This is a genomic window from uncultured Desulfovibrio sp. (genome assembly GCF_944324935.1).
Lineage (GTDB): Bacteria > Desulfobacterota > Desulfovibrionia > Desulfovibrionales > Desulfovibrionaceae > Desulfovibrio.
Genome location: NZ_CALUYG010000013.1, coordinates 1 through 25,856, shown reverse-complemented (window position 1 = coordinate 25,856; position 25,856 = coordinate 1). Strand labels below are relative to the sequence as shown.

At 65.6% G+C, this 25,856-nt stretch carries 26 protein-coding genes; 7 read left to right on the top strand and 19 right to left on the bottom strand.

Annotation, left to right across the window (positions count from 1 at the left end; all coding sequences use genetic code 11):
- The first annotated feature begins 65 nt into the window (after positions 1–65).
- Both Q0J54_RS04595 and Q0J54_RS04590 read left to right on the top strand, forming a co-directional pair.
- Positions 66–494, top strand: a complete 429-nt coding sequence (locus Q0J54_RS04595; RefSeq protein ID WP_296304252.1) for a TOBE domain-containing protein — start codon at positions 66–68, stop codon at positions 492–494.
- Between the two features lie 66 nt (positions 495–560).
- Positions 561–1,343 (top strand): 4Fe-4S binding protein, encoded by a 783-nt coding sequence (locus Q0J54_RS04590; protein ID WP_296304251.1) that lies wholly within the window; start codon positions 561–563, stop codon positions 1,341–1,343.
- 47 nt (positions 1,344–1,390) lie between these two features.
- On the opposite strand, the gene Q0J54_RS04585 is transcribed toward Q0J54_RS04590, so the two are convergent.
- Positions 1,391–1,768: a CGGC domain-containing protein gene (locus Q0J54_RS04585; RefSeq protein WP_296304250.1), complete on the bottom strand. Its 378-nt coding sequence runs from the start codon at positions 1,766–1,768 to the stop codon at positions 1,391–1,393.
- A gap of 396 nt (positions 1,769–2,164) precedes the next feature.
- Here Q0J54_RS04585 and Q0J54_RS04580 point away from each other — a divergent pair, with 396 nt between their 5' ends.
- On the top strand, positions 2,165–3,376 hold the full coding sequence (locus tag Q0J54_RS04580; RefSeq protein ID WP_296304249.1) for an iron-containing alcohol dehydrogenase: 1,212 nt from the start codon (positions 2,165–2,167) through the stop codon (positions 3,374–3,376).
- Between the two features lie 534 nt (positions 3,377–3,910).
- Here Q0J54_RS04580 and Q0J54_RS04575 read toward each other — a convergent pair.
- The 7 genes from Q0J54_RS04575 to Q0J54_RS04545 all read right to left on the bottom strand — a co-directional run bounded on the left by Q0J54_RS04575 (position 3,911) and on the right by Q0J54_RS04545 (position 10,216).
- Complete coding sequence (locus Q0J54_RS04575) at positions 3,911–4,357, bottom strand: diguanylate cyclase (RefSeq protein WP_296304248.1); 447 nt, start codon at positions 4,355–4,357, stop codon at positions 3,911–3,913.
- A gap of 12 nt (positions 4,358–4,369) precedes the next feature.
- Complete coding sequence (locus Q0J54_RS04570) at positions 4,370–4,777, bottom strand: PAS domain-containing protein (RefSeq protein WP_296304247.1); 408 nt, start codon at positions 4,775–4,777, stop codon at positions 4,370–4,372.
- A gap of 97 nt (positions 4,778–4,874) precedes the next feature.
- Positions 4,875–6,254: a sigma-54 dependent transcriptional regulator gene (locus Q0J54_RS04565; RefSeq protein WP_296304246.1), complete on the bottom strand. Its 1,380-nt coding sequence runs from the start codon at positions 6,252–6,254 to the stop codon at positions 4,875–4,877.
- Positions 6,251–7,768: an ATP-binding protein gene (locus Q0J54_RS04560; RefSeq protein ID WP_296304245.1), complete on the bottom strand. Its 1,518-nt coding sequence runs from the start codon at positions 7,766–7,768 to the stop codon at positions 6,251–6,253. The genes Q0J54_RS04565 and Q0J54_RS04560 overlap by 4 nt, the downstream gene beginning before the upstream one ends.
- A 20-nt stretch (positions 7,769–7,788) precedes the next feature.
- Positions 7,789–9,153 (bottom strand): glucose-6-phosphate isomerase, encoded by a 1,365-nt coding sequence (locus Q0J54_RS04555; RefSeq protein ID WP_296304244.1) that lies wholly within the window; start codon positions 9,151–9,153, stop codon positions 7,789–7,791.
- A gap of 71 nt (positions 9,154–9,224) precedes the next feature.
- The gene (locus Q0J54_RS04550; protein WP_296304243.1) at positions 9,225–9,509 is read right to left on the bottom strand and encodes a hypothetical protein; all 285 of its coding nucleotides are present in this window, start codon (positions 9,507–9,509) and stop codon (positions 9,225–9,227) included.
- 188 nt (positions 9,510–9,697) lie between these two features.
- On the bottom strand, positions 9,698–10,216 hold the full coding sequence (locus tag Q0J54_RS04545; RefSeq protein WP_296304242.1) for a YchJ family protein: 519 nt from the start codon (positions 10,214–10,216) through the stop codon (positions 9,698–9,700).
- Positions 10,217–10,601: 385 nt separating this feature from the next.
- Between Q0J54_RS04545 and Q0J54_RS04540 the strand changes: the two genes are divergently transcribed.
- Positions 10,602–11,867 (top strand): MFS transporter, encoded by a 1,266-nt coding sequence (locus tag Q0J54_RS04540; RefSeq protein ID WP_296304241.1) that lies wholly within the window; start codon positions 10,602–10,604, stop codon positions 11,865–11,867.
- Between the two features lie 383 nt (positions 11,868–12,250).
- On the top strand, positions 12,251–12,685 hold the full coding sequence (locus tag Q0J54_RS04535; protein ID WP_296304240.1) for a hypothetical protein: 435 nt from the start codon (positions 12,251–12,253) through the stop codon (positions 12,683–12,685).
- Positions 12,686–13,182: 497 nt separating this feature from the next.
- Here Q0J54_RS04535 and truA read toward each other — a convergent pair whose 3' ends face one another.
- The 5 genes from truA to Q0J54_RS04510 all read right to left on the bottom strand — a co-directional run bounded on the left by truA (position 13,183) and on the right by Q0J54_RS04510 (position 18,145).
- Entirely contained in the window at positions 13,183–14,022 is an 840-nt protein-coding gene (truA, locus tag Q0J54_RS04530; RefSeq protein ID WP_296304239.1) for a tRNA pseudouridine(38-40) synthase TruA, read from the bottom strand.
- 2 nt (positions 14,023–14,024) lie between these two features.
- On the bottom strand, positions 14,025–15,251 hold the full coding sequence (locus Q0J54_RS04525) for a hypothetical protein (RefSeq protein ID WP_296304238.1): 1,227 nt from the start codon (positions 15,249–15,251) through the stop codon (positions 14,025–14,027).
- Entirely contained in the window at positions 15,208–15,645 is a 438-nt protein-coding gene (fliJ, locus tag Q0J54_RS04520) for a flagellar export protein FliJ (RefSeq protein ID WP_296304237.1), read from the bottom strand. Before fliJ ends, Q0J54_RS04525 begins: the two co-directional genes overlap by 44 nt.
- A gap of 133 nt (positions 15,646–15,778) precedes the next feature.
- Entirely contained in the window at positions 15,779–16,579 is an 801-nt protein-coding gene (gene thiD / locus Q0J54_RS04515) for a bifunctional hydroxymethylpyrimidine kinase/phosphomethylpyrimidine kinase (protein WP_296304236.1), read from the bottom strand.
- A gap of 123 nt (positions 16,580–16,702) precedes the next feature.
- Entirely contained in the window at positions 16,703–18,145 is a 1,443-nt protein-coding gene (locus Q0J54_RS04510; protein ID WP_296304235.1) for a carbon starvation protein A, read from the bottom strand.
- Between the two features lie 358 nt (positions 18,146–18,503).
- Between Q0J54_RS04510 and Q0J54_RS04505 the strand changes: the two genes are divergently transcribed.
- Positions 18,504–19,991, top strand: coding sequence for a hypothetical protein (locus Q0J54_RS04505; protein WP_296304234.1), 1,488 nt, complete (start codon positions 18,504–18,506; stop codon positions 19,989–19,991).
- Between the two features lie 5 nt (positions 19,992–19,996).
- Positions 19,997–20,665, top strand: coding sequence for a hypothetical protein (locus tag Q0J54_RS04500; protein ID WP_296304233.1), 669 nt, complete (start codon positions 19,997–19,999; stop codon positions 20,663–20,665).
- Positions 20,666–20,912: 247 nt separating this feature from the next.
- Here Q0J54_RS04500 and Q0J54_RS04495 read toward each other — a convergent pair whose 3' ends face one another.
- The 6 genes from Q0J54_RS04495 to Q0J54_RS04470 form a co-directional block, all read right to left on the bottom strand.
- Entirely contained in the window at positions 20,913–21,947 is a 1,035-nt protein-coding gene (locus Q0J54_RS04495; RefSeq protein WP_296304232.1) for a hypothetical protein, read from the bottom strand.
- A gap of 1 nt (position 21,948) precedes the next feature.
- On the bottom strand, positions 21,949–22,584 hold the full coding sequence (locus tag Q0J54_RS04490) for an HAD family hydrolase (RefSeq protein ID WP_296304231.1): 636 nt from the start codon (positions 22,582–22,584) through the stop codon (positions 21,949–21,951).
- A 230-nt stretch (positions 22,585–22,814) separates the two neighbouring features.
- Complete coding sequence (locus Q0J54_RS04485; protein WP_296304230.1) at positions 22,815–23,369, bottom strand: DapH/DapD/GlmU-related protein; 555 nt, start codon at positions 23,367–23,369, stop codon at positions 22,815–22,817.
- A gap of 44 nt (positions 23,370–23,413) precedes the next feature.
- The gene (locus tag Q0J54_RS04480; protein ID WP_296304229.1) at positions 23,414–24,043 is read right to left on the bottom strand and encodes a DapH/DapD/GlmU-related protein; all 630 of its coding nucleotides are present in this window, start codon (positions 24,041–24,043) and stop codon (positions 23,414–23,416) included.
- A complete protein-coding gene (locus Q0J54_RS04475; protein WP_296304228.1) occupies positions 24,044–24,814 on the bottom strand; it encodes a 3-deoxy-manno-octulosonate cytidylyltransferase in 771 nt (256 codons plus the stop codon).
- Positions 24,815–24,837: 23 nt separating this feature from the next.
- Positions 24,838–25,752 (bottom strand): NAD(P)-dependent oxidoreductase, encoded by a 915-nt coding sequence (locus tag Q0J54_RS04470; RefSeq protein ID WP_296304227.1) that lies wholly within the window; start codon positions 25,750–25,752, stop codon positions 24,838–24,840.
- Positions 25,753–25,856: the final 104 nt, after the last annotated feature.

The following is a 25,856-nucleotide window of genomic DNA, read 5'->3' as shown; positions in this document are numbered from 1 at the left end:
TTGCCGGCGTGTGCGGGACGCAGCGACAACCCATCGGCGCCAGCGGCGCCGCAACAGGAGGAAATATGCTGACCAGTGCCCGTAATGTCTTTCCGGTCACGGTAACCGCCGTCCACGGCGGGGCCGTCAATGATGAGATCGTCCTGAGCATGGAGGGCGGCCAGGAAGTGGTGGCCTCCATCACCCAGGCCAGCACGAAACGCCTCGGCCTTGCCGCCGGCAAAAAGGCCCTGGCCCTCATCAAGGCCAGTTTTGTCATCCTGCTTGAGGAGGCGGACGACTGGCTGCTCTCCACCCGCAATCAGTTCAGCGGCACGGTCACGGCCGTGCGCCCCGGCGCCGTCAACACGGAAGTGGACATGGAACTGCCCGGCGGCCAGACGCTTTGCGCCATCGTGACGGTCGCCAGTGCCGAAAAGCTCCACCTCGCGCCCGGCTCCCGGGTGACGGCGGCCGTCAAGGCGTCCAGCGTCATCCTTGCCGTGCAGAAGTAATCCCGCGTCGTCATGCGCATGCGGGCAGGCTTGGTCACAGGCTGTCCACATGCGCCCGGAGGAAATATGCCAACCTGTCATATCCTGCATTTCAGCCCCACTGGCGGCGTGGAGCGTGCGGCCCGCCTGGTGGGCGAAGCCGTCGCGCAGACGCTGGGCATGGCGACCGCCCTCTGCGAACTGGCCGCCCCGCAGATCGCCTGGCCGGTTCTTGCCGCCGGCGACGTCCTGCTGCTGGCCGGCCCTGTCTACGGCGGGCGCATCCCCGCCCTCATGGCGCAGCGGCTCGAGGCGCTGCGCCCGCTCGCGGACGGCAGGCAGATTCCGACCATCGTCCTCGTCGTCTACGGCAACCGTGCTTTTGACGACGCCCTGCTCGAACTTGCCGACACGGCGACCGCCTGCGGCCTGCCGGTCATGGCCGGTCTGTCCGCCGTTGCCGAACACAGCATGTGCCGCAGCGTGGCGGCGGGTCGCCCGGACGCGGAAGATGCCGCGGCCCTGCGCGATCTCGGCCGGCAGGCCGCCGAGCATCTGCGCGCGGCTCCCGTGCCCGCGCCGCGCCTGCCCGGCACGCGCCCCTACCGGCAGTGGCAGGCCATGCAGGTAACGCCCACAGCGTCCGTGGCCTGTACGGCCTGCGGCCTCTGCGCCTCCCGCTGCCCCGCGCAGGCCATCGACCCGGAACGCCCGCAGACGAGCGACCGTGGACGCTGCATCCTCTGCATGCGCTGCGTCAAGATCTGCCCGGCCCATGCCCGCGCCCTGCCCGCGCCCGTCGTGGCGCTGCTGGCCGAAAAGCTGGGCCCCTGCCTGGACCGGCGCGACGAACCCGCCCTCTATCTCTGACGGTCAGGCGGGCGGGGAACGCCTCTCCGTCCGCCTGTCGAACAGGTTCAGGCTTTTGCCTGTTCCGCCGCCTTGAGCTCCGCGGCGGACGGATGCGTATAGTCCAGCACCGGGAAATCCTCACCCAGTCTGGCGCGTATGGCGTGCAGCATCATCCCCTTGTTGGGGCAGGGGAAGCCGATGGGCGTTCCCTTGGTGATGCAGGAGGTGAGCGCCACCACTTCCGCGCCCCGGTCCTTGAGCATCTGCGCCCGCGCCACCGCCCGTTTGCCGGGACAGCCGCCGCAGGAAACGAAACCCACCACCTCACACTCGCCAAAGGGTTCAAACGCCCCCTTTCCCTCCGCCGCATAGCAAAAATCCTTGGTGCCGGGGCAGAGATCTTCCGTCTGCTGACAACGGATAAGGCCCACTTTCTTTTTCATGTCCGCTCCTTGCGGCTATGGCGTGAGCCAGTGCACCCGCCACGGCGAGCCCTTCCCGCCGCCAGACGGACGCCCTGACTCGGGACGCCGTTTGCGCCGGCGACGCCCGACACGACGTCCGCCGTTGCCGAAGCATAGGCGTACTGGCCCTGCAAGGCAAGGATAACGATTGTCCCTTCCGGCACAAATGCCACATAATAACGGGCCTTCATCCAGCAGATGCTCACTGCAAATTTTTATCTTCTGAAAAATCATACCCTTTTCAGAACATTCTTTATCCCATTCTCTCATTTCTCCCCAAAATTTTTTTGTGAAAATTAACACAAACTCTTGACCTTCGCCGGCGGCAGGCCTAGGCTCGTTTTCGGCAAAAGCCATTAATCAAGGGAGGTTCCCATGTGGGACGAAAGCATGCTGTATGATACGGTAAGGGAAATCCGCACCAAAACCACCACCTATCTCGGTGTGGGCGCCATAGATAAGATCGACGACATTTTCGGCGAATTCAAGGAAGAGGGCATCTCGGTCGTTCTCTGCGTCACGGGCGGGCATTCCTACAAGCTCACCGGCGCGTGGGATAAGGTGGAAGCCGCGGCCGCCAGACACGGCCTGCGCCTTGCCCTGTACAACAAGGTGACGCCCAACCCCACCACCGACAGCGTGGACGAAGCGGCCGCCCTTGGGCGCGAGGCCGGAGCCGGGGCCGTGCTGTGCATCGGCGGCGGCAGCCCCATAGACTGCGGCAAGAGCGCCGCCATCCTGCTGGCCAATCCCGGCAAGACGGCGGAAGAACTCTACTGCTACAAATTCACGCCCCGCGCCGCACTGCCCATCGTGGCCGTCAATCTGACGCACGGCACCGGCAGCGAAGTGAACCGCTTCGCCGTGGCGACCATCACCCGCCTCAACTACAAGCCGGCCATCGCCTATGACTGCATCTATCCGCGCTACGCCATCGACGACCCGGCACTGATGAGCGGGCTTTCCCCCAATCAGACGCGCTATGTCTCCATTGACGCCGTGAACCATGTGGTGGAGGCGGCCACCACCACATGCTCCAACCCCTTTGCCGTCATGCTGGCGGCGGAGACGGTCCGGCTCGTCCATGCCAATCTGCCCCGCATCATCGCCCATCCCGATAATCTTCGGGCGCGTTACGACCTTGCCTACGCGGCCATGATGGGCGGGACGGCCTTCGATAACGGCATGCTGCATTTGACGCACGCCCTGGAGCATCCGCTCAGCGCCCTCAAACCCACCCTGGCGCACGGCCTGGGGCTGGCCATGCTGCTGCCCGCCGTCATCGAGGAATGCTATCCGGCCCGGTCGCAGGTCATGGCCCACATCCTCAAGCCCATCGTTCCCGGTCTTTCCGGCATGCCCGATGAAGCGCCCAAGGTGGCGCGCGCCGTGGAGCAGTGGCTCTTCGGACTGGGCGTGACGGAAAAGCTCACGTCCGTGGGCTTCAGTGAAGCGGATGTGGAACCGCTCTGCGATCTGGTGGAAAAGACGCCCTCGCTGGGCCTGCTCGTTTCGCTCGCGCCAGTGGAAGGCAACCGGGAACGTATCGCCCGCATCTACCGTAACTCGCTGGCGCCCATGCGCTGACCGCCATTCATGGCGTGCCCACCGCTCCCGCCCTTTCCCACCGGTACGGCGGAGGGACAGGAGCGGCAGGCAAAACATCTCGCTCCGCGCAAGGCCTGGCCGTTCCCGGCGGCATCGCTGCCGCCGGGAGGCCGGTCCCCGCCGGAGCAAGCCCGAGCGGGAACGGCCCGTCGGCATGATCGGGCATTCCCTTCCCGCCTCCTGCACCCGCCAGAGAGAACAGGGTCTGTCGCCCTGTGCTCTGTCCTCCGGTCCGGCATGTCTCCTCCGTGCCGGTAGGCCCCGTCCGCCATACCCGGACGGGGCCTTGTCGTCTCCCGGGAGCATGGACGGGGACACGACGGCGGCCCTCCCGCTCCTCGGGAGACGCCTGCTCCGGCGCGTGGCAGCAAAGAAGGGCTGCCCATGCCGACGCCCGCCCTGATCCCGCCGCCGCGGGCGGGCTGCCGCCGTCAGACCGGCGACGCCACGGCAGCGGAACGAAAACGAACCGAAAACAGGGACGAAGACGCTGCCGCCACTGATCCCGGAGCCTCAGTCCGCCTCCCCGGCATCGATGCGATCATCGATGTACGCGACCTTCTTTCCCCGGATGCGTTCGATATCGTCGGGCGGCACAGCCCGATCCTCACGGCGGGAATGCTCCTTGTTGCGTTGCATCTCCCGCGCGGCGGACGATACGATTTCCTGCAGGTTCATCTTGATGATCATCGACGTCTTGCCGATGGAAAAGAGGACGGGCAGCCCCTGGTCGCCGCGTTGCGCCTGCGCCTTTTTCAGATTCTTTATGCACTCCGCCGCCAGCGCCGAGGTGCAGTTCGGCAAAACGCCGAGAAACTCGTCGTCCCCCATCCTGATGGTGAATTGGGGCATCTGGATGACCTTGTCGATGATCTCAACGGTCGTCAGGAGCATCTTGTCGCCCTGTTCATGTCCAGGGGTGTCGTTGACCATCTTCAGCCCGCAGACATCGATATACAAAAAGCTTATGGGTCAGACGTCGCTGCTCGGGACCTCATACCGCTTTTTCGTGAAGAAATCCCTGCTGCAGGTGTTCGTCAACGGATCGAGCATGCCCTTTTGCAAGGAGTTCTCGTACGTTCGACGTATTATTTCCACGCTCTGGTTCGTTCCGCGAATGGATATGGCGTGACCGAGATGGTTGCGCTGGGAGACGAAGCCCTTGCCGATGCTCCAGATATAGTGTCCGCTCTTGTGTCTGAGCCTGATCGAACATTCGAAGCTGTCGCCGAATTCGGGATAGATGGCCAGATGCCGTTGGAAGTCCACGGCCTCAAGGTCTTCAGGATGGACGATGCTCACCCATTCCTCGAAGGTCCGGGGAAAGGCTGCCCCGGCCGCGTGTCCCATGTGCGTGGCGGGCACGCGGGTTCGCTGCATGGCGGCCCGCATGCCGACATCCGCCGTTCCACCGGCAAAATGCTCCCCCGGACAACGAACATCCCCCACTCGGCCGGCGCGCGCACGCGGTCCGGTCCTAATGCCCGGTAATGGCGTACTTCTTGAGCTTGTATTGCAGGAGGCTCTTGGAAATGCCCAGGAGTTCGGCGGCCTTGACCTGCACGAGATCCGCCCGCACCAGAGCCCGCCGGATGAGGGCGGCCTCGATTTTTTCCAGCGTGTCCGCCAGGTCGAGCTGTACCGGCAGCAAGTCCACGGCGCTTTTGAACTGGGCGTCCTCGTCGCGGATCTCGGCGGGCAGATTGTCCACCTCGATGACCGAGCCGGGCACGAGCACGATGCAGCTTTCCACCACATTCTCCAGCTGACGGATATTGCCGGGCCACTCGTAGCCGGTCAGATAGTTCAGCGCTTCCGTGCTGAAGGTCTTGGGCGGCATGTTGTTGTCCGCCGCCACTTTTTCCACAAAATGCGCCACCAGCAGCGGGATGTCCTCCCGGCGCTCACGCAGTGGCGGAAGAGGGATCTGCACCACGTTGAGGCGGTAGTACAGGTCATCGCGGAAGGTCCCGGCCTCCACCATGCCCGCCAGATCCTTGTTGGTGGCGGCCACCACGCGGATGTCCACCTCCACCTCCTCGCTGCCGCCCACCCGTTCAAAGCGCCGCTCCTGCAGCACCCGCAACAGCTTGACCTGGAGCTCGGGCGTGAGCTCGGCGATCTCGTCCAGGAAGAGCGTGCCGCCGTCCGCCTGCTCGAAGCGGCCGCGCCGCATGGCCACGGCCCCGGTGAAAGAGCCCTTTTCGTGCCCGAAAAGCTCGCTTTCCAGCACGCCGGGATTGAGCGCCATGCAGTTGACGGACACGAAGGGCTTTTCCTTGCGCGGGCTGGAATAATGGATGGCGCGGGCCACCAGCTCCTTGCCCGTGCCGGACTCGCCGGTGATGAGCACCGTGGAGCGGCTGGGGGCCGCCCTGTCCACCATGGCCAGCACGTCCCGTATGGCCCGGCTGCGCCCCACGATCTTGTGGACGCCGTAGCGATCTTCCATCGCTTCCTGCAAGAGACGGTATTGGCGGTGGGCCCGGGCCAGTTCCGTGGCGTTGTGCAGGGAAAGCAGCAGTTCGTCATTGGAAAAGGGCTTGGTGATATAGTCGAACGCGCCGTACTTCATAACCTCCACGGCGCTTTCGATGGAACCGAAAGCCGTCATAATCAGCACGGGGATGTAGGGCCAGCTCTTCTTGACCCGTTGCAGCACTTCGCGGCCGGTGACGCGCGGCATCTTCATGTCCGTCACCACCACATCCACCTCGCTTTCCTCCAGAAAGGCCAGCGCGGTCTCCGGGTCGCTGATGGCCGTTACGACGTAGCCCTCATCTTCCAGCAGGGTCTGGAGCACCAGCAGATAATTTTTTTCGTCGTCGATGATCAGGATATGCGATTTTTCGCTCATGCGTTCTCCTTGCCTGTCGCTTCCGCCGCCTGGCCGGCAGGGCACTGCGCTGCCGGCAGGGTGACGGTGACCACCGCGCCGCCCTCGGTCCCGTTGGCCAGATGGAGCTGGCCGCCGTGGCTGGCAATGATGGACTGCACGATGGGCAGCCCGAGCCCCGTCCCGCCATCCTTGGTGGTAAAGAAGGGATCCAGCAGGTTGGGCAAAATGGCTTCATCGATGCCGGGGCCGCTGTCGTAAAACTCCAGGCGGATCTTCTCCGGCGTCCGCCGGGCGCTTACCCGCATGACGCCGGGCCCGTCCATGGCCTGCTGGCCGTTGGTCAGGATATTGTAGAAGGCCCGGTAGAGCAGGTCCTTGTCGCCCAGTATGTACAGGCCGGGCGGCATGTCCCGCTCAAGGCGCACGCCGCAGCGGTTCCACTCCCCTTCCAGGAAGGCCAGCGCCTGGTCCAGCACCAGGTTGACGTCCACCAGGTCCTGACGGGGCTGCCTGGGCCGGGCATAGTCCAGAAAGTCGTTGACGGTCTGAGAAAGGCGTACGGACTCGTCGTAAATGGCGTCAAGGATGCGCCGGGTCCCCGCATCGGCCTTGTCCGTCCGGCGTTGCAAAAGTTCGGCGCTGGAGCGGATGATGCCCAGCGGATTACGGATCTCGTGGGCGATGCTGGCGATGACCCGCCCCATGCTGGCCAGCTTTTCATTGCTGTGCAACTCGTTCTCCAGCTGGCGGTTCCGGTTCATGCGCTCGGCCAGCACCCGCTCGGAACGGTGGATGAGCATGAGCAGCAGGGCAAAGAGGATGACCGAGGACAAGAGACACATGACCACGATGATGCCCTGGAAGGCCAGCACCTGCTCATAATCGTCGGTGATGTCCTGGGTCAGCTCCAGCGCGCCCATGAGCGGGGGATCGCCGCCGGCCTCCAGCGCCTCCCCCCGCAGGGGGCACAGCAGCCGCAGGACGAAGGTCCCGCGCTTGAGCGGGATGTTGAACGGGGCCTGCCAGTCGGGGATGGCGGAGATGATCTCCACCTGGGCCGGACCGCCGCGCAGGACCTCTTCCAGCCCTTCCGGGGCCAGCCCCGTACGGCCGAGATCTGCCTTGTTGGTGGAAAAGGCCACCAGACGGGAGAAGTCATAGATGCGCAGCCTCTCCACCGGCAGGCCGTGGATGACCGACCCGACCACCTCATTGAGGTGCTCGTACTGCGAGGGCTGGCGGAGGGCAATGCGCCCGTGGGCGAGGATGGTCGGCAGGGCGAAGCGGCGGAATATCTGGTGATTGAGGTTGTCCGCCAGCAGACGGGCGAAGTCTTCCTGCTTGGTGAGCAGCGTCTGGCGCGCCGAATTGGATATGAAGAAGGACAGCCCCAGGCTTGTCAGCAGGATGACCGCCAGCGACAGCCAGGAAAGCGTGCGCGCATAGCTGAGCGGCAGATCCGTTGCCGGCGTGCCGGATGTCGCCGGCTCCGTGGGCCGGGACAGGCCCAGCCATTCCCGTAGATTCCGCATACGCTCCCGCTCCGCCGCGTTCAGAAGGTCTGACGCTCGCCCTGCTGCGCCAGGAAGGCCCGCATGGCCTCCGCCTCCTCGGTCAGGCCCGGCGCGCCGAGGCGGGCGTTGGCCAGGCGCTTGCCCAGTTCCACCGCGGGCTGATCCAGCGGATCGATGCCGTTGAGCCAGCCCGTCAGCAGGGTCGTCCCTTCCAGCAGGGCCATCAGGTTGCCGGCGGCCCGCGGCGTGGCGCTCTCCATCGCCATGTGCACCAGCGGCAGGCCGCTGTGACACAACGCCATGCGCGTCCCCAGCGCCTCGGCATCCAGCAGACAGCCGAACGGCCTCTCCGCCAGCCATTGCCAGCGTTCCGGTATGTCCTTCGCAAAATGCGGCCCCCTGCCGTCCGCCTGGCGTGCGTCCACATCCGGCCCGGTCAGGAAGAGACAGGCCTTGTTGCGCGGCCCGTCAAGGAACATCTGGTTGATGGAATGCTGATCCGTCACGCCGGTAGCCGGCAGCGGCTGGCTGCCCGTGCCCCCCTTGCCGAGGCTTTCGGCCCAGAGCTGGGCGAACCAGGCCCCGAAGGCCGCCCACTGCGGCAGGTAGCAGAAAAAAATAAGCTGATCGTAGCCGCAGGCCTCCAGCTCGTGCGCCCAGCCCGCCAGACGAAAGGCCGGATGGGCCTCCAGCGTCCCGGCATGGGCCGCCCGGACGAGACTTTCGCCCGTTTCCGCCGCGCCGTCCAGCAGGGCCCGCCAGTCGATGCCCAAAAAGGCGGCCGGCACGAGCCCCACGGCCGAGAGAGCGGAATAGCGCCCCCCCAGATGATCCGGCACTTCCAGAGAGGGGATCGCTAAGCGGTCGGCCTCCTCGCGCAGAAAGCCCTGACGGCCGTCCGTGACAAGCAGCATGTGGTTCCGCCAGCCGTCGCCCAGCGCGGCCCGCAGCCAGTCCCGCACCAGCAGGTACTGGGCCACGGTCTCGATGGTGCCGCCGGATTTGCTCACGCACGCTACGACGGTATCGTCGGGAGGGAGCCGGTCGAGCCAGCGCGCAAGGGTGGCCTCGCAGACGTTGTCGGCTATCCAGAGGCAGGGACCGTCGTGCCCCGGCTCGTCCTGCTGCGGCGCAAAGGCGCGCTGCAGGGCGCGCGCGCCCAGAGCCGATCCGCCGATGCCCAGCAGGAGCATGTGACGCCTGGCCTTCAGACGGGGCAGCAGCGGCGGCAACTCCCGCTCCAGCCGCTGCCGGAACGGCAGGTCAAGGAAGGGGAGCCGTCCCTGTGCCGCCTCACCGGCGAGCCGGGAGGCAAGGGCCCGCGCCCGTGCACGCGGCCGTTGCAGGGCCGCAGCCGTCAGCCGGCCGGTTGCCGCATGAGTCCAGTCCAGATGATGTGCCATGTGCGTATCTCCTGCTGTGCACGGCGTTACGCATGCGCGCCGCGTGCCAGGCCGTCTCCCGGCAGGTGGCGTCAGTCGAAAAGGCTCAGGGGCCTGGGAGCGAAAAAGCGCTGCCGGACCTCGCGGTACGTCTGCGGGCGGACGCCGAAGCGCCAGCGCCACAGGGGACAGGCCTCACGGGCGGCGCACTGACGCACCTCCCGCCGGCCGCCCGCACAGGCCAGACATTGCCGCCTGATCTCGCGCAGGGCGCGCCTCGGCGCGTCCGGGCCGCGCCACAGTTCCTGCGTGCCGGGCTGGGCCGCGGCCATGCGCCATGCCCAGAGGGGACAGGCCGTATCGGCGCACTCCCGCACACCCCTGGGCGAATCTCCCTGACACTCAAGACAGAAACGTCTGATGGACGCGATGCTGCCGCCGCCTGCCATACCTGCCTCTCTTCCTTCCCTGCCCGCGAGACGGCGGACAAGGGGCGGCTCCGCACCGGAGGCATGCCCCGTCCCGCCGTCTGGAACGACCGGGCCCCGCCGTCAGGACAAACGCCCTAGGCCCCCTGCCCGGCCGCGCCGCAGCACTTCTTGTACTTCTTGCCGCTGCCGCAGGGACAGGGATCATTGCGCCCGACCTTGGGCTCCACCCGCCGGTAGGCCTGCGGACGGCGCGCCTCGCCATCCATATAATACAGCCTGCCGTCCTTGCGGGCAAAGAAGCTGCGCTCCCCGATCTGGCGGGTCACGCCTTCCAGCTCATAGTAGGCGTAGAATTCCGCCACATCGTACAGCTCGCCGCCAGGACCGGCAGGAACCTGCTCCCGGCAGGGGCCCATATCCAGCCGCAGCCAGTGCACGCCGCGCGTCTGCTCCTCGAGTTTTTCGACCGAGAGATCCTGGCGGTGATCCGGGTGGGTCGTCTCCACCACATAGGGAAAGTTGCCGAGCGCGTACGCCGTATAGCGGGAACGCACGAGGCTTTCGGCCGTATCGGCCTGCGCCGTGCCGTCAAGGAAGGGACCGCAACAGGCGCTCAGTTCTCGGCCGCTGCCGCAGGGACAAGGTTGGGACATGCCGGTATCCTTTGCTGAGGTAAGGCGAACACGTCACGATGCGGCCCGCTGCCGGATCGTGCCGCCCCTTCGCCGAAAACGAAAGCCGCGGCGTTTCTCCGGCGCTCGTCGCGCCGCGCCGGACTCGCCTCTGCCGTGGGAAGTCCCGCCAGGCACGCGGCGGGATGGCTTCCGCAGAATCTCCCCGTAGTCTATAATAGCCCAGAGCGCGCCGTCCCGCAAGCGCTCCGCCGCTCGCCGCCGGGCGGGCCTTTCGCCGGACTTTACCTTGTCCACGGCCGGTGCTAAGGTGCATCTTCCCCTTCGCACCCCAACATGCGGGCGCAGCTCCGCCCCGCACAGCCGCCCGCCCCTGCACGGGGCCCGACGGTCGACAGAGGTAGTCATGCCCTTTCGCCCGAACCGCCCTCGCGACTTCTCAGGCCAGCAGCCCCAGGAAAAACTGCTCAGCCGGGACTTTATCCTGCTGTTCTGCATGTCCATGTGCTGCAACAGCTATCTTGCCGTCTTCTACTGCTTCGAGCAATGGCTGGAAGGCCTTGCCGTCAGCCCCAACTGGCGCGGCATCCTGCTGGCCAGTCTGGCGGCCATGGTGCTGCTGTTCCGGCCGGTGGCCAGCGTGGTTTTTCTCAAGCGTAACAAGCTGCCCCCGCTGCTCTGCACCATCATCCTTTCAAGCTGCGTCATGCTGGCCTATCCGCTGGTTCCCAGGGAACATGTGGTCGGCATGGTCTGGACGCTGCGCATCGTGCAGGGCATTTCCCTGGCCGTCTATTCCTGCTGCGTGGTGGCCGTCATGGTGAGCTGCATCCCCAGGGGGCAGAGTGCCCGGGGCTTCGCCCTCTTTTCCCTGACCACGCTTTTGCCGTATTCCATCATCCCCGCCGTGGGCGAACGCATCCTCCCTCTGCTGGGCGGCGAACCCTATCTCTTTGCCGCCACGGCCATGCTGGGCATCCCCGCACTCTGCATGCTGCTGCCGCTGGCCCCCAAGCTGCGGGCCTCGGAGATCCCCCCCGCGGAGGCCGAACAGCTCACGGCCCGCAAGCTCATCCATGCGGCCAGCCACTCGGGACTGGCGTTCATCTACCTCGGCTGCCTCACCTTCAGCATCATGGTGAGCCTGGCCATCTACTTCATCAAGGGATTGTGCGTGGAGACGGGCGCGCGCCCGGAATGGTTCTTCCTGACCTATACCATCACCATGATTCTCATCCGTCTGTTCGGCGGGCATCTGCTGGACACCCTGCCCCGCTACCGGGTCGTGCCCATCTGTGCGCTGACGCTCGTCTGCTGCCTGCTGGGCCTGGCCTGGGCCCCGCGCAGTCTGTTCATCCCCTGCGCCTGCTTCTACGGCATCAGCCTGGGCCTGCTCTATCCCCTGCTGGCGGCCACCGTCTATGACCGCTCCACCCCGGAGACCCGCTCCATCAATTCCAACGTCATGATGCTGACCTTCGACGCCAGCGGCATGATCGGCCCCCTGCTGGGCGGGGCGGTCGTCAACGCGGGCTGGGGCTACCGGGGCGTGTTCAGTACGGCGGCGGTGCTCATCGCCGCCTGCGGCGCCAGCATGATCCTCGACAGGCTGCGCCTGGCCTGGTGGGAACACAAGGACAAGCGTACGCGCCTGCGTGCCTGGGAACGCTAGAACCGGGATGATCATCCCCCTGGCCGCACGGCGTCCCTGCCGGGAGACGCCCGGCCGCCGGCAGGCCCATACGGACGATCCCGCGTTTTCCGGCGTCCTGCCGCCGGCATCCGCCCTATCCGGCTCCTGACGTGCCCTAGCCGTCCCCCGGCCGTCCCCTGACTGGCAGCCTTTTGACGGCTGCCCCTTTGGCTGCGCGCCCGCGGGCCGCCGGGAGGCCCTTTCACGGCGAAACGAGGCCGTCACGGGCTGTCATCCTTTTGGCGGAACCAGCCACGACACCTGTAACTACTTTGTTTTCTATGAATTATCACAAATGGCCCTCATATTGCATATGGCATGACATCACACTGGCATACAGCAGGTAGCCGAGGGAGGTGTCCATGTTTTTTCTGCTTGGTGGCAATAGTGAGAAGAAGGCCCGCAAGGCTGAACGAAAGCAGCATCGCAAAATGGGCGAAATGACGGATCGGGCGCGCGAGATCTTCATGGCTGGACGCTTTCCCGTGGTGACGACGGACGATGTGGAAGGTCGCCGCATCGCCAAGGTGCTCGGTCTTGTCTGCTGCCGGGGATTCGATTCGGAAGAAGCCTTTTTCGGCATGGCGTGCCGGGCCATGAACAAGGGGGCGCAGGCTATCGTCGGTTATAGCGAGAACGTGGCCTTCCATCCTGACGGCAGCAAATATTTCTCCTGCTACGGCACGGCGGTCATGTTCGAGTACGATCCCAATGACCGGGACGGCCTGCCGCTCATGCTGCAACAGCGCTTCCGCACCTTGCAAGAAGAAGGGCGCATGGGCGAAGCCATCATCTGACATGCCGAAAATGCAGACATGCTGTCCGAAACATCGGGTGTTCGGACAGCATGATCCCGGTACGCGAGAATGCCGGAGCACGGACGCACATGCTGTCTGTTCTTTTTCCCTTGCCAAAAAAAAAATTTTTGGTTAGGTTTTTCTCATGGAGTGATAACGCCGCTCCCAAGTCTTGATGTGGGCTCCGATTGGCGGAGCTGGGTTTCCCTCCCATCACACGGCCCAACACATCGGAAAACCCCGCTTCAGCGGGGTTTTTTCCGTTTGGGGCCTTCCCCCGTACATCTTTTCCGCCGCCCTTTTCCCGCCCCGCACGTCTGCCGTGGCATCTTCGATACACCGTCCGACGTGAAGCGGCGCGACACACGGCAGCTTCATCACGACGCCGCGCGTCGCCGCCGGGGCCCCCTGCACGACCAGAGGGAGGCGACGACAGGCCGCCCGCCGGCAGTACAGAACAAAAAGACCGCGACGGTCTCCGCTAAGGCCAGCGAACGTCAGTCCGCCGTGAAAGACGCCTCCGGGGCCTCCGACGATCCCGAGGCGTTCTGGACAGGCAGGGCTTCCGGGTAGACCACGCGTGCCAGAGCCAGCCCCTGAGGCGGCGCCGTGGGCGTGGGCAGCGCCTGCCTGTCGCCGGCGGCCAGCAGGCCGGGGATGGCCTCGGGCGCAAGTCTGCCCGTCCCGCAGGCCACCAGCAGACCGGCGATGTTCCTGACCATCTGTTTAAGAAAACCGTTGGCCGTGATGCGCAGGCGCAGACGCGGCAGATGCGGCGGCAGGAACTCTTCGGCGGGGCATTCCGTCAGCTCCGCATCAAGGATGCGCCGCACGGTTCCTTCCACGGGCGTGCCGGCATTTTGCAGGCTGGCAAAATCATGTTCGCCGAGCAGATGGTGCAGGGCCTCGCGCATGGGCGGCAGGGCCAGGGGCCCGCAGGCCCAGACATAGGGGGCAAGGCGCGGCGGCACGAAGGCCCTGTCCTGCCAGAAATCGTAGACATAGGTCTTGTGCAGGGCATCCAGCCGGGCATGGAAGCGCGGATGCGCCGCCTCTGCCGCCAGCACGCGGATATCCGGCGGCAAAAGACAATTGAGGGCATGCCGCCACGGCAGCCCGGCCCGGCTGTCCGGCACGTCCGCATGCGCCACCTGCCCGTGGGCATGGACGCCCGCATCCGTCCTGCCAGAGCCGAACAGCCGCACCGGACAGGCGCAGAGGCGGCCAAGGGCCTTCTCACCTTCTCCCTGAATGGTGAGCGGGGCCTTGGCCGCCTCCTGGATCTGCCATCCGCTGTAGCGACTGCCGTCATACGCCAGCAGAAGCCGCAGGCGCATCGTTAGGGCGTCCTCATGCGCGTGATAATCTCGGTGAACTTGGCCGTCTTTTCAGGGTTGGTGTAGGTCAGGATCTCGCCGGACTGCTTGGGGGCCATGCCGGAAAGGATGCGCACGGCCACGCGCTCATCCATGTTTTCCAGCGCCTTGGCGGCCACGCGGGGCTTCATGTTGGCGTACATCTGGATAAGGGAGCGGACTTTCTGATCCTCAAGGGTACGGGCATCCCGTATCAGCTCCTGCATGCGCTTTTCGGCGCCCTCAAGCTCCTTGAGACGCTGATCCATCTGCTGACGGAGCACCAGCATATCCTGTTCCTGGCGGGCCAGATCCTGGGCTTTTTCATTGGGGTCATCCGGCAGGGTCATGGGCTGGATGGCCGGCGCCGGGGCCCTGGCGATATCCGACGTGCGCTCGGGCAGCTCCGGCAGGTTGCCTGCGCCGGGCTGCCGGGCGGCTCTGCCGGAGGCGATGTCCTCACCCCGGGGGATATTGGACGGGATGGCCGGCGCGCCCGGCATGACGGTGGCATTCTGCTGGGCGGCGGGAGCAAAGGAGGTGTTGCCCACACGATCCGCCACCGCGGGCACGGGCATATCCTGCGCCGCCGCATGCGCGGCCTTGACGCTGCCAAGGTGGGGGATGGGCAGATTGCTCAGCCCCAGCATGTCCATGATGCCTTCTTCACGCGGGCGGGCGTTCCGGGCGAGGCCGGCTTCCAGCAGGGGCGGTTCGGCAAGCTTCGGCGCGCGGACAAAGGGGCCGTCCGCGGCGGGCGCGCCGGCGTCCGCACTGGCCGCCGATCCCCCGGGCATGACCACGCTGTCGTCCAGACCGGAGGCTATGGTCGCCGGACGCGGCGCGGGCCGGGCTTCCGCCGCCAGCCGGGCGGCTTCCGCCCCTTGCGGTTCCCTGCCCTTTTCCGGAGCGCCTTCGGCGGTTTCCTCCGCTTTGCTCCTGGCCGACGCCAGCGCCTTCGGCACGGCATCCTCCGACGCCACGGCCGTATCCGTCGCCTCAAGGGAAGCGGTCATCGCTTTCACGTCGGCATCATCCTCCAGACGGACATCTTCCCTGGCGATGTCCCTGACGTCCCTGTGGACCCTGCTCCAGTCCACATCCAGCAGCAGCGCGCCGAAGAGGCAGAGCTTGAAGACGCACAAAAGCGCCAGCAGGCGGTACAGCTTAAAAAGTCGGAGCCTTGTAACGGAGTGTGGCGATTTCGTCATTGAAGCGCTGCTCCTTCATACGCTCATCGTGCATATAATGTTGTTTCTGGCGTTCCTTGAGCTTGTCGAGGATCTTGCGATCCATAGCCCGTTGCGCCAGAATCCGGCGCGATTCTTCCACCATGGTTTCCGCCGCGCGAAGCTGCACCGCCGTAGCGGCCATGTCAGCCTTGAGCCCTCTGACAAAATGCTCCAACAGCCAGCGCTCCCCGGCCCCGCTCGGCGGCCGGGTGTACAGACGCTCTTCCTGCTCCATCAGATCCTTACGGATGATCTCCAGCCGGGAACGCAGCTCGTTACGCTGCTGTTCGGCCCTGGCCAGCCTGACCTTGGCCTCTTCTTCCAGTTGCTCGCGGTAGTCGAGCACCTTTTGCATGCTGAAATGAAAGGGCATGGGCGCCTTCTTTTTGACGGTATCAAAGCACGTCCATACCCTTTGCAAAATGCGTGCAAAAACACCTCTCCCGCGCCGCGCCTCCCCGCGCGGCACTGCCGCCGGAAGCCTGACGCGACGGCCTCCGCTTCCGTCAGCCCGCGAACGGGGCCGCGTGATTGACCGGCCCGCACCCCTTGCCGGGCGCATAGCTCTTGCGCAGCGCCAGATTGAGATACTCTTGCGCGTGCTTCACGGCTACCGGCAGCGGTTCGCCCTTGCCCAGCCCCGTCGCGATGGCGGCCGACAGGGTGCAGCCGGTCCCGTGATTGTTTTCGGTCTCCACCCTGGGTTGCGGCAGCGTTTTGGGCGCTTCGCCCCTGACGAGCAGGCAGTCCGTCACCACGACGGAGCTTTCCATGTGACCGCCCTTGACGAGGACCGCCTTCGCTCCCATGCCGATGAGTCGTTCCGCGGCGGCAAAGGCGTCTTCGATGGAGCGGATGCTCAGGCCGGTCAGGGCCTCGGCTTCGGGCCGGTTGGGCGTGAGCAGGCTGCTCAGGGGGATCATTTCTTCCTTCAGGGCGGCAATGGCGTCTTCCTGCAGGAGTGGGCTGCCGCTCTGACTGATGGAAACGGGGTCCACCACCAGCGGGAAGGCGACCTTGCGCAGCTCCGCCGCCAGAGCACGGATGATGCCCGCCGAAAAAAGCATGCCCGTCTTGGCCGCCGCGACGGGAAAGCCCTCGAGCACGGTACGCAGCTGGAGCACGGCGAATTCCGGCTCCGGCGCATGGATGCCCCGCACGCCCAGTCCGTTCTGGGCCGTCAGTGCGGTGATGACGCTCATGCCGTAGCCGCCGAGGGCCATGATGGTCTTGAGGTCGGCCTGGATGCCGGCCCCGCCGCCGGAGTCCGATCCGGCGATGGTGAGGATGTTCGGAGGCTGCAACATGAGAAAGCTCCTTGTCTTCGGTACGCTGTCAAAAGTCCTGAGCTCCCCTGCCGCCAACACGACAAAGGGCGGGCCAACTATAGCCCGCCCGTTGTCGATGCGCAATCCCGCCGCCGGCGGAAACTAGACGCTGTCGATATCCGGCGCGCCCTCAATGGGCTTGCGCCCCAGCACGAGGAAGGCCGCCAGCGTCACCACCGCGCAGATGATGCCGATGGTGTCGGAGATGCCGATGGTCATGCCGAAGCCCATGTTCGGCTCGAAGCAGATGTAGGAGATGCAGACCGAGGTCATAAAGACCGCGGGCACGGTGCAGATCCAGTGCAGAAGGTGCTTGCGGTAGAGGTAGCCCGCCGCCGCCCAGAGCACGATGGCCGCCAGCGCCTGGTTGGCGAAACCGAAGTAGCGCCAGATGATGTTGAAGTCCACGTTGGCCAGGATGATGCCGATGACGAAGATGGGCACGGCGATGATCAGACGCGAAGCGATGGAACGCTGCGAGAAGTTGAACACTTCCGCAATGGTCAGACGCGCGGCGCGGAAAGCCGTGTCGCCGGAGGTCACGGGCAGGGCCACCACGCCGAGGATGGCCAGCACGCCGCCAAAGGAACCCATGAGGGCAAGGGAGGTCTCGGTCACCACGTTGCCGGGACCACCGGCCTTGATGGCGGCATTGAGCAGATCGGGACTCTGGTAGAAGGTCATGCCCACCGTGGCCCAGACAAGGCCGATGAGCCCTTCGGCCACCATGCCGCCGTAGAAGACGGCCCGGCCCTGCCGTTCGTTGGCGAGGCAGCGCGCCATAAGCGGCGACTGCGTGGCATGGAAGCCGGAAAGCGCGCCGCAGGCGATGGTGATGAAGACCAGCGGATAGATCGGCAGGCCGTCAGGATTGGGGTTGCGCCATTCCAGCCAGCTGTAGAATTCCTTGCCGGAGACGAACATGCCCACGGTCATGCCCACGGCCATGATAATGAGCACCGCCCCGAAAATGGGGTAGAGACGCCCGATGATCTTGTCGATGGGCAGGATGGTGGCCAGGAAGTAGTACACGAAGATCACCGCGATCCAGAAAGTGAGATTGAGGGATTCCGGCGTCAGCTTGGCCAGCAGGCCGGCCGGAGCCGCCACGAAGACCACCCCCACCAGCAGGAGCAGCACCACGGAAAAGACGCGCATGATGTTCTTGGCGATGTTGCCGAGGTTGTACCCCACGATGGTGGGCACGTTGGCCCCGCCGTAGCGCAGCGACAGCATGCCGGAAAAATAGTCATGCACGGCGCCGGCAAAAATGGTGCCGATAACGATCCAGATCAGCGCGGACGGCCCGTAGAGCGCCCCCAGGATGGGCCCGAACACCGGCCCCACGCCCGCAATGTTCAACAACTGGATGAGCCAGACTTTCCACATGGGCATTTCCACATAGTCCACGCCGTCGGCCATGGTCTGGGCCGGCGTGGGGCGTTTGGGATCGGCCCCGAAGATCTTGGTGACCAGCGTCCCGTAGATGGCGTATCCGAGAAGGAGCGCCACCACGGCAAGAATAAAGTACAAATATGTAGGCATACGAGCCTCCTGGAACAGTATTTTGCCGCAACACGTCGAAAAATCGCCGTTTGCGGCCTATCGAGAACGTTTCTCCCGTAGCATGCCCCCCCGCCTCCGTCAAGACGAGGGCTGTGCAATCATCCTCCGCTTGCCGCGCCGTCCGCCCGCCCCCCGGAAAAGCCCTTCACAGCGCCGGGGAGCAGTGCTAGGGTGCATGACGCCTGCCCGTGGCTGCCCGTCCCGCGAAAAGCGCCGGCCCCTCGCCCTCCCGGCGGCGGGAACAGGGCTTTCCCTGGTGGTCGGGCCTGCTGCCGCGCGTATGGCAACTGCCACCGGACAACCCCCTTTCCGCTTTCTTCACAGCAAGGATCTCCCCATGAAAACGGAACGCCGAACGCCCCCCGCAACCGACATCAGCGAACTGCCCAGGCCCAGGCCCGGCCGCGGCGGTTTCCGCCTGGGCCTCCTGGCCGTGCTGGCGCTGCTCGTCGTGTCGGCCGCCGCCTACTGGCTGACGCGCGATGACCAAACGCGGGAGGCACTGCGGCAGCAGGCCGCCACCGCCATCGACAAAGCCACCGAAGGCACGCCCCTTGCCGGGGTCAGCACCCTGCTGACGCCGCCTCCGCCTCCGCCCCCGCCCTCCGTGCTCAATCCGCCCACGGCGCCGGGCACGCTCTCCGGTCCCACGGTGCAGGGCAGCGTCGGCACGCCCGTGGACACCTCCATGATGCCGGGCGCGCCGCAGGACGGCGGCCCCCAGGTCGTCGCCCCCAAGGTGGTGGAGGACACCCGGGTCCGCTTCGGCTTTGTGGACGATCTGGCGGCCTATCTTGTGGAGAACTATACCCCCGGTGCGCGCGGAGGCAGCCTGTCCATCAGTCCGCAAAGCCTCAACAGCCGCTACGGCGTCAACCTGACGGGGCTGGACGGCGGCGCGCAGGGCGGACGGGAAGGCGTGCTGCGCTATGCCTTCCATCCCACCATGCTGCATGGGCTCTATAATCTGTATGTGGACCGCTTCCTGGAAGCGGTCGCCCTGGAAAGCCAGCAGCCGCATAAGGGAAGGACGCTGACCCAGGCCCAGGCCCGCCAGATGTATATGGTTTTCGCCGGCCGGCTGGTCACCACGGCCACGGCGCTTGACGCCGTGCTGAAAGTCCCCGATCTGCGCGGCCGGCTGGCGGCCCTGCAGGAAAAGGCCGATGCCGTACGCGATGTCGGCGGCCAGATGACCGACGCCGTGTACGAACTCGACAACCAGCGCCAGCAGGGCGCATCGGAAGCCGAACTTGCGGCCGCCCAGCTGGCGGTGGACAGCCTCGGCACCCGCTACCGCCATGCGGTGGACGAACAGGACGCCGTGCGCCGCGATCTTGTCAATGCCGTCAGGACGCAGGGCGCGCAGGGCATGGACGAAGATACACTCCTGTTCATGGCACGCTGGGTGGACAGACGCCTGCAGCAGGATCCTGAAGCCCGGGCCGCCGTCCAGGCCGGCATAGGCATTTTGCGCGATCTGGGCCGGCGTTTCGCCCAGGGAGGAGCCAGCGGCGTACTGGTGCAGCCCCGCTCGGCGGCTTCCCCCCAGCCCGCCCAGCCTGCACAGGCGTCTGACGGCACGACGCCTGCCGCAGCCAATCCCCCGCAGGCCGTCCCGGGCGTCCCGGCCCCGTCCGCCGCTACGCAGACGCCCGCCCGTCCGGCGCGGCGCGCCCCGCTGGGCTCGCCGGATTACCGGCCCCCGCAGCCCCAGGCCCCCGCCCCTGCCGCCACGCCGCCCCTGCCGCCATCGGAAGAAGCCGTCACCCCCCCGATGCGTGTCCCGCCCGCCGTCTCGTCCCCGGACGGACAGCCGAGGTGAATGCCATGCGCCGCCGTTTTGCCCCTTGCCCGCCCCCGCTGCCGTGCCTCCTGCTGCCCGCGCTGCTGGTCTGCCTCCTGCTGCTGCCCCGCACGACGCCCGCCGCCGACACCCCGCGGGACTGTCTGGAAGCCATAGCCCAGGCCGTCGCCGACGCCGACATGGCGGCTTTTGAACAGCATGCGGACGTGGACGGCATCCTGCAAACCGTTGTGGACAAACTGTTTGTGGAGGCGCGCCGGCCCGAAAATGCCGACAGGCTCCCCCCCATGCTGCACCTCATGTTTTCCGGCGCGGCTCTGGCCGACGGCGGCGGACGCGTGCGTAAGATGCTGCGCGGCGAGGCCCGGGCCTTCATCCGCAACGGCATCGTGTCAGGAGCCTTTGCCGGACGCGCCCCGGCCCGGGATTATCAGTCCGAAGGCCTCATCGCCCCGCTCTTCGCCGATGCCTCCCTGGGCCGTAAGGAGATCCACGGCATCGGCAAGGCCCGCGCCCGCAACGACGGCGGCTGGATTCTGCCGTTCCGCGTCTTCGATGCGGGCAACGGCAATGATTATCCCGTGGTCGGTCGCTTCGCCCGCCGCGACGGCCGCGTGATGCTGGTCGGCATCGACAACCTCGACGAGCTCTTCGCCCGCATCGCCGCCGAGGCCGCCGCGCTTGAAGAATAGAGAGGGAAGGACATCTTCCCTCCCCGCGCATCCCCTGACCGGCGGTTCCCCGGCAGCATGAAAAAGAAAGCGTTTCCTCACATCAGGGAAACGCTTTTGCGCTGTCCGCCTGCCGCCGAGCGGCCCGCTCCCTTTCATCCTCACAAGCAAAGCGCGCCGGGGAAGGGTTGGGGGGTGTGGGGGGAAGGGGAACCCCGCCCGCGCGAGGCGGGGGGTTCCCCTTCCCCCCACAAAACAATCCTCCTTGTCAGCGCACGCTGTCCACGAAGTCGTTGTAGGCTTTTTCGCTATCGTTGTAGGCGGCGTTGAGCTGTTTGCGGACTTCGGGGTGGAAGCCTTGCGCCTCGCCCAGGGCCACGGCGGCGGGGAAGCGTTGCGCCGTACGCAGGAAGGCTCGCCAGAGCCGTTCCGGCTCGCCCGCCACGCTGAAGGGCAGGAAGGCCGCTTCCGCCAGTATGCCTTCCAGCTCGCGTCGCCAGGCGGCGATGGTCTGCTTGTCGGCCTCCCGCTCGCCCAGCAGGGCACGGGCTTCCTTCATGCGGCGGAAAAGGATGCGTACCGCCAGTATCTGCGACCGCAGGGGATGCCCCTGCAGGGTGACGGCTTCCGCGGCGAGGGCGACGCTCTCCACCTCGCCGCGCAGCACGCGGCGGGCGTCTTCGTAGGCTTCCCACTGCTGCCGGATGGCTTTCAGGTAGGTCCGCCCCTGCTTGCCGTCATCCACGATGCTTTCGTCCAGCGCATATTTCACGAGCTTTTCGTACTGCTCGCGCTCGGCGTCAACGGCGGCATCCATCTCCCGCAGCGCCTGGCGGATGGCTTCGGCCGACTCTTTCGGCCATGCGGCGGGCGGCAGCAGCGTCTTGTCGCGGGCAAAGCGCGGCGGACGCCTGGCAAGCTTGGGCAGGGCCGCTTCCCGGAGGTAGAAATCCGCCCCAAGATAGAGCCAAAGCGCGTAACCGGCATCCTTGCCGAGCTGCCAGTCCATAACGCCGTTGGCGTAAGCCAGCTGGGCGTTGGCCGCCCGCAGGGCCTCTTCCGTCGCCGGGGCATCCTGCCGTATCTCTTTGAGGGAGGCGGGCAGATAGCTCTTAGGCGCGGTTGCGGACGGGCTCTTTTTTTCCGTGGACGGGGCAGCCGGCGAGTCCTGCGCGGCGGAGGGCGTACCTCCCGCCGTTTTTTCCCGCGGGGTTCCGTCATCGCCGCAGGCGCTCAGCAGCAGCGCCGCGCAGAGGCAGACAGCGGGCAGCAGACCGCGCCGCATGTATCCTGTCCGCCGCATGTTACGCATGCTCCGCGATCCAGGCGGAGAGGCCCGTGGCGTCCATGCCCCACGGGAAGTCGCCGCCGCGCAGTTCCGCGCCTATACCGTAGAACAGGGTGCCGACCTCTTCCGCGGCATTGCGGTCGGTGACGGCATCGCCCACCATGAGCACATCCGCCGGATCAACTCCCGCCGCGCTGACGATGCGGGCCAGCAGTGCGGCCTTGGCCGGCGGCGAGCCGAAGATGCCGCGAAACTTGCCGGACACCCCCCGCTCTTCGAGGACGAGGCGGACCTCTTCCTGCGGCGCGCCGGAGCAGACGTAGAGCGGCAGACGCTCCCACCAGTCTTCCAGCACCCCGGCAATGCCGGGGATGAGCGCGCAGCGGCGCACTTCGTCCAGCGCATAGGCGGCAAAGCGCTCGCCCCACTCCTTCGATTCCTCCGGCGTGATCTCCCGGCCCAGCACTTCATGGAAGAACCACTCGAACTTCCGGTAGCGGCTCACGCCGCCGTGGACCGTATGGTACATGACGAAACGATCCCGCGCCTCTTCCCCGAAGGGCTCGGCAAGGCGGGCAAAGGCACGGGTCTTGACCGGCACGCTGTCCAGGATGACGCCGTCACAGTCAAAAACGATGGCTTGCAGGGGCATAGATTCTCCACAGGCAAAATATCCCCCTGCCGGGCGGCGGAGGGGCAGACGCGGGAAAGAGAACCGCTCCGCGCGGCAGCGGGATTAGCGCAATTTCTGTTTGAAGCGCTCTGCGTTTCAAACCATGCGGCCTGTCGTTTCGCGGAAAAGGGGCGGTTTTTCCGCTCACTTCGGGCCGGACGGCGCTGTGCCGCCGCCTCGCGTTTTGCCTTTTTCAAAGGTAAAATGCTCTATTCTTGAGGGGAGGCCAGCCGTTCCGCATCCAGAAAGCGGATGAGGCGCGCGGGGTTCCCCGCCACCACGGCATTGTCCGGCACATCCTTGGTCACCACCGATCCGGCCCCGACCACGGCATTCTCCCCGATGGTCACGCCCGGCAGGATGGTGGCATTGGCCCCGATCCAGACGTTTCGCTTGATGCGCACCGGCTTGCAGGTGATGACCGCCCGCTCGTACATATCATGATTGTTGGTCAGCACCGTGCAGTTCAGGGCGATCATCACGCCGTCCTCGATGGTAAGGCCCCCGGCGGACATGCAGTGGAAGCCGTTCATGATGGTCACGTTCCGCCCGATGCGCACCGTGTCGCCCAAGATGGTGAACACCGGCGGATGGATGACCGTCCCCTCGCCCAGCGTATGCTGGAAAAGCTCGTCGATGAGTTTCCGGCATTCCGGGCTGGTGGGCGGCGTATGATTGATTTTGAAGCAGAGTTCAGCGCAGCGCCGCACCTCGGCCACCCGTTCCGGCGGCATGTTGCGTGTATCCAGACGCACTTCTTCCATGGATCTTCCTCTTGTCGGACAGGTTGGAATATGTCGGACTACCGTCAATACATGTCGTCGTCCATCTCGCCGACCTGATTGAGACAGTCGTCCTTGCCGCGCTTGCCGATGGGCCGGGCAGGCACGCCGGCCACGATGTCGTACGGCTGCACGTCGCGGGTCACCACCGCGCCCGCGCCCACCACCGCGCCGCGCCCGATGCGCACATTGGGCGTCACCGTGCAGTTGGCGGCGATCCAGACGTCATCCTCAATAACGACGACACCCGGCTCGTGCCCCTGTTCCATGATGGGGACATCCTGCCGGGTGAAGCAATGGTTGGCCGAACGGATGACGGTGCCTGGCCCTATGGCCGTCTTGACGCCGATGAAGATGCTCCCGCCGTCGGCGCACAGGTGGACGCCTGGCGAGAGGGAGACGTGATCGGCCAGCTCCAGCTTGCCGTTGCCCGCCGTCAGGATGCAGTTGCGGCCGACACGCACCTGATTGCCCAGCCGCATATTGTGACAGCCGACCATGCCGATGCCCGTATTGAAGCGCACCGACCCGCAGCGGGCGAACATCCAGCGCCACATGATGAGGCGCACCAGACGGCCCAGGGGCGTGGGTATCCACCCGAAGGCGAACACCCACAGCTCCTCAAGGGCCAGCAAAAGGCGTTGATGGCCCTTCATCTATTTGCCGTACTCCTGCATCAGGGTGTCGCCTTCCATGAGCCGGGTGACGCGGGCCAGGTCTTCCGGCGTGTCCACGCTGAAGGTGCGCTTGTCCGTCGGCACCATGCGTACCTTTTCGCCGTGCTCCAGGATGCGCATCATGTCCACGGACTCATAGATCTCCAGCGGCATTTCCGCCATTTCGTTGAAGCGGATGAGGTAATCCCGGCGGAAGGGGATGATGCAGACCTGTTTACGCATGGGAACCTTGTCCGAGCCCTTCTTGCGGGACGGGATGGGCTCGCGGGAGAAGTAGAGCGCGTCATTGTGGCAGTCCACGACCACTTTGACCTCGTTGGGATCCTCGAACTCCTCCACCGTCTCCATCTCGGCCATGAGGTTGACCACGTTGATGGACGGGTCGTCCAGCATGGGCTGGACGGCGGCGTCGATCATGTCCGGTGTGATCATGGGTTCGTCGCCCTGCACCATGACCACGATGTCCACCTTTTTGCCGGTCTGCGCTTCGATCCTGAGCAGGGCCTCGGCCGTCCGCGTGGAGCAGCGGACGTGATGATCGCCGGTCATAACGCATTTGAGCCCGGCGTCGCGGCAGTAATTCTCGATGATCTCGTCACAGGTCGCCACATAGGTGTCGGAAAGGATGCCGCTCATGGCCGTACGAAAGGCCACATGCCCCACCATGGGCGTGCCGTGGATGAGGGCCAGCGGCTTGCCGGGATAGCGGCTCGATCCCATACGGGCGGGAATGATGGCGATGATGTTCATGTCTGCTCCTTTGCCCGTGCGGGCTAGTCGTCGGTGGCGACCAGATAGCCGCCTTCGCTTTGCAATTCGGGATGCGCGTCGCGGTGCACGGCCTCCATCACACGCAGGATGCCCTGTCCCAGGTCCACGGTCAGCGGCGGCACCAGCTTCCGACCCACCTTGGGCATGAAGGCGTACGGCGTGATCTGGTAATGTCCGCTGTTGGGGTCGTTCTGGTAATTGATGGTCAGCTCCCTACCGAGCATCTCGCCGATCATCTTGAACAGATCGCCCACGCGCATGGGCTGGTTGCCCGAGATGATGATGTTCTGATTGGCGAACTCCGGTTCCAGCACCATCACGGTGGCCGTGGAGGCGTCGTCCACATGCACATATTCGCGCAGGGCCGTGGGCGCGCCGTAATAGGTGATGCTGCCCGTGGTCAGGGCCTCCTGCACGAAGCGGTGGATGGCGTTGCGGGCATCGGCGCGCGGCCCGTACAGGGAGCCGTAGCGCAGGATGGTATATGGCAGGCCGTGCATGGCCTGATAATTTTCAATGTAGATCTCGCACGCCTGCTTGCTGCACCGGTAAAAGCCGCCCGACTTGCCATAGACATAGAGCGAACTGGCGAAGACATAGCGCCGCACCCCGGCCTTGCGGCAGGCCTCCAGCGCCATAACATTGCCCAGCACATTGAGCCGGGCCGTGTCCACAGGGCGGCGGTTGGCCTCCCCTATGTCCGCTATGCCGGCGTAGTTGAACACCACGTCCGCCCCGGAGACCGCCTGATCCACCAGCGCCTCATCCAGGATGCTGCCGGTCAGCATGTGCTGATCGGGACGCAGCCAGGGCGAGGGGTGCACATCAACGATGGTGACCTCGTGCCCGGCTTCGGAAAGTTTGTCGCAAATGTGCGACCCCAGGAAACCGGAGCCGCCGAATACGGTTATCTTCATGCTGTTCTCCCGCTGGCTGTCTACGGACTAGGGCCTGTTAACACTATTTAAGAGACTCAACGATTAAGGCAAACATGATGAATCCCAGAAACAAGGCATCCAGT

Excerpts from the sequence above, each read along its gene's own strand:
- Q0J54_RS04595 (WP_296304252.1), top strand. The coding sequence starts at position 66 with ATGCTGACCAGTGCCCGTAATGTCTTTCCGGTCACGGTAACCGCCGTC.
- Q0J54_RS04590 (WP_296304251.1), top strand. The coding sequence starts at position 561 with ATGCCAACCTGTCATATCCTGCATTTCAGCCCCACTGGCGGCGTGGAG.
- Q0J54_RS04585 (WP_296304250.1), bottom strand. The coding sequence starts at position 1,768 with ATGAAAAAGAAAGTGGGCCTTATCCGTTGTCAGCAGACGGAAGATCTC.
- Q0J54_RS04580 (WP_296304249.1), top strand. The coding sequence starts at position 2,165 with ATGTGGGACGAAAGCATGCTGTATGATACGGTAAGGGAAATCCGCACC.
- Q0J54_RS04570 (WP_296304247.1), bottom strand. The coding sequence starts at position 4,777 with ATGCAGCGAACCCGCGTGCCCGCCACGCACATGGGACACGCGGCCGGG.
- Q0J54_RS04565 (WP_296304246.1), bottom strand. The coding sequence starts at position 6,254 with ATGAGCGAAAAATCGCATATCCTGATCATCGACGACGAAAAAAATTAT.
- Q0J54_RS04560 (WP_296304245.1), bottom strand. The coding sequence starts at position 7,768 with ATGCGGAATCTACGGGAATGGCTGGGCCTGTCCCGGCCCACGGAGCCG.
- Q0J54_RS04555 (WP_296304244.1), bottom strand. The coding sequence starts at position 9,153 with ATGGCACATCATCTGGACTGGACTCATGCGGCAACCGGCCGGCTGACG.
- Q0J54_RS04545 (WP_296304242.1), bottom strand. The coding sequence starts at position 10,216 with ATGTCCCAACCTTGTCCCTGCGGCAGCGGCCGAGAACTGAGCGCCTGT.
- Q0J54_RS04540 (WP_296304241.1), top strand. The coding sequence starts at position 10,602 with ATGCCCTTTCGCCCGAACCGCCCTCGCGACTTCTCAGGCCAGCAGCCC.
- Q0J54_RS04535 (WP_296304240.1), top strand. The coding sequence starts at position 12,251 with ATGTTTTTTCTGCTTGGTGGCAATAGTGAGAAGAAGGCCCGCAAGGCT.
- truA (WP_296304239.1), bottom strand. The coding sequence starts at position 14,022 with ATGCGCCTGCGGCTTCTGCTGGCGTATGACGGCAGTCGCTACAGCGGA.
- Q0J54_RS04525 (WP_296304238.1), bottom strand. The coding sequence starts at position 15,251 with ATGACGAAATCGCCACACTCCGTTACAAGGCTCCGACTTTTTAAGCTG.
- fliJ (WP_296304237.1), bottom strand. The coding sequence starts at position 15,645 with ATGCCCTTTCATTTCAGCATGCAAAAGGTGCTCGACTACCGCGAGCAA.
- thiD (WP_296304236.1), bottom strand. The coding sequence starts at position 16,579 with ATGTTGCAGCCTCCGAACATCCTCACCATCGCCGGATCGGACTCCGGC.
- Q0J54_RS04510 (WP_296304235.1), bottom strand. The coding sequence starts at position 18,145 with ATGCCTACATATTTGTACTTTATTCTTGCCGTGGTGGCGCTCCTTCTC.
- Q0J54_RS04505 (WP_296304234.1), top strand. The coding sequence starts at position 18,504 with ATGAAAACGGAACGCCGAACGCCCCCCGCAACCGACATCAGCGAACTG.
- Q0J54_RS04500 (WP_296304233.1), top strand. The coding sequence starts at position 19,997 with ATGCGCCGCCGTTTTGCCCCTTGCCCGCCCCCGCTGCCGTGCCTCCTG.
- Q0J54_RS04495 (WP_296304232.1), bottom strand. The coding sequence starts at position 21,947 with ATGCGGCGGACAGGATACATGCGGCGCGGTCTGCTGCCCGCTGTCTGC.
- Q0J54_RS04490 (WP_296304231.1), bottom strand. The coding sequence starts at position 22,584 with ATGCCCCTGCAAGCCATCGTTTTTGACTGTGACGGCGTCATCCTGGAC.
- Q0J54_RS04485 (WP_296304230.1), bottom strand. The coding sequence starts at position 23,369 with ATGGAAGAAGTGCGTCTGGATACACGCAACATGCCGCCGGAACGGGTG.
- Q0J54_RS04480 (WP_296304229.1), bottom strand. The coding sequence starts at position 24,043 with ATGAAGGGCCATCAACGCCTTTTGCTGGCCCTTGAGGAGCTGTGGGTG.
- Q0J54_RS04475 (WP_296304228.1), bottom strand. The coding sequence starts at position 24,814 with ATGAACATCATCGCCATCATTCCCGCCCGTATGGGATCGAGCCGCTAT.
- Q0J54_RS04470 (WP_296304227.1), bottom strand. The coding sequence starts at position 25,752 with ATGAAGATAACCGTATTCGGCGGCTCCGGTTTCCTGGGGTCGCACATT.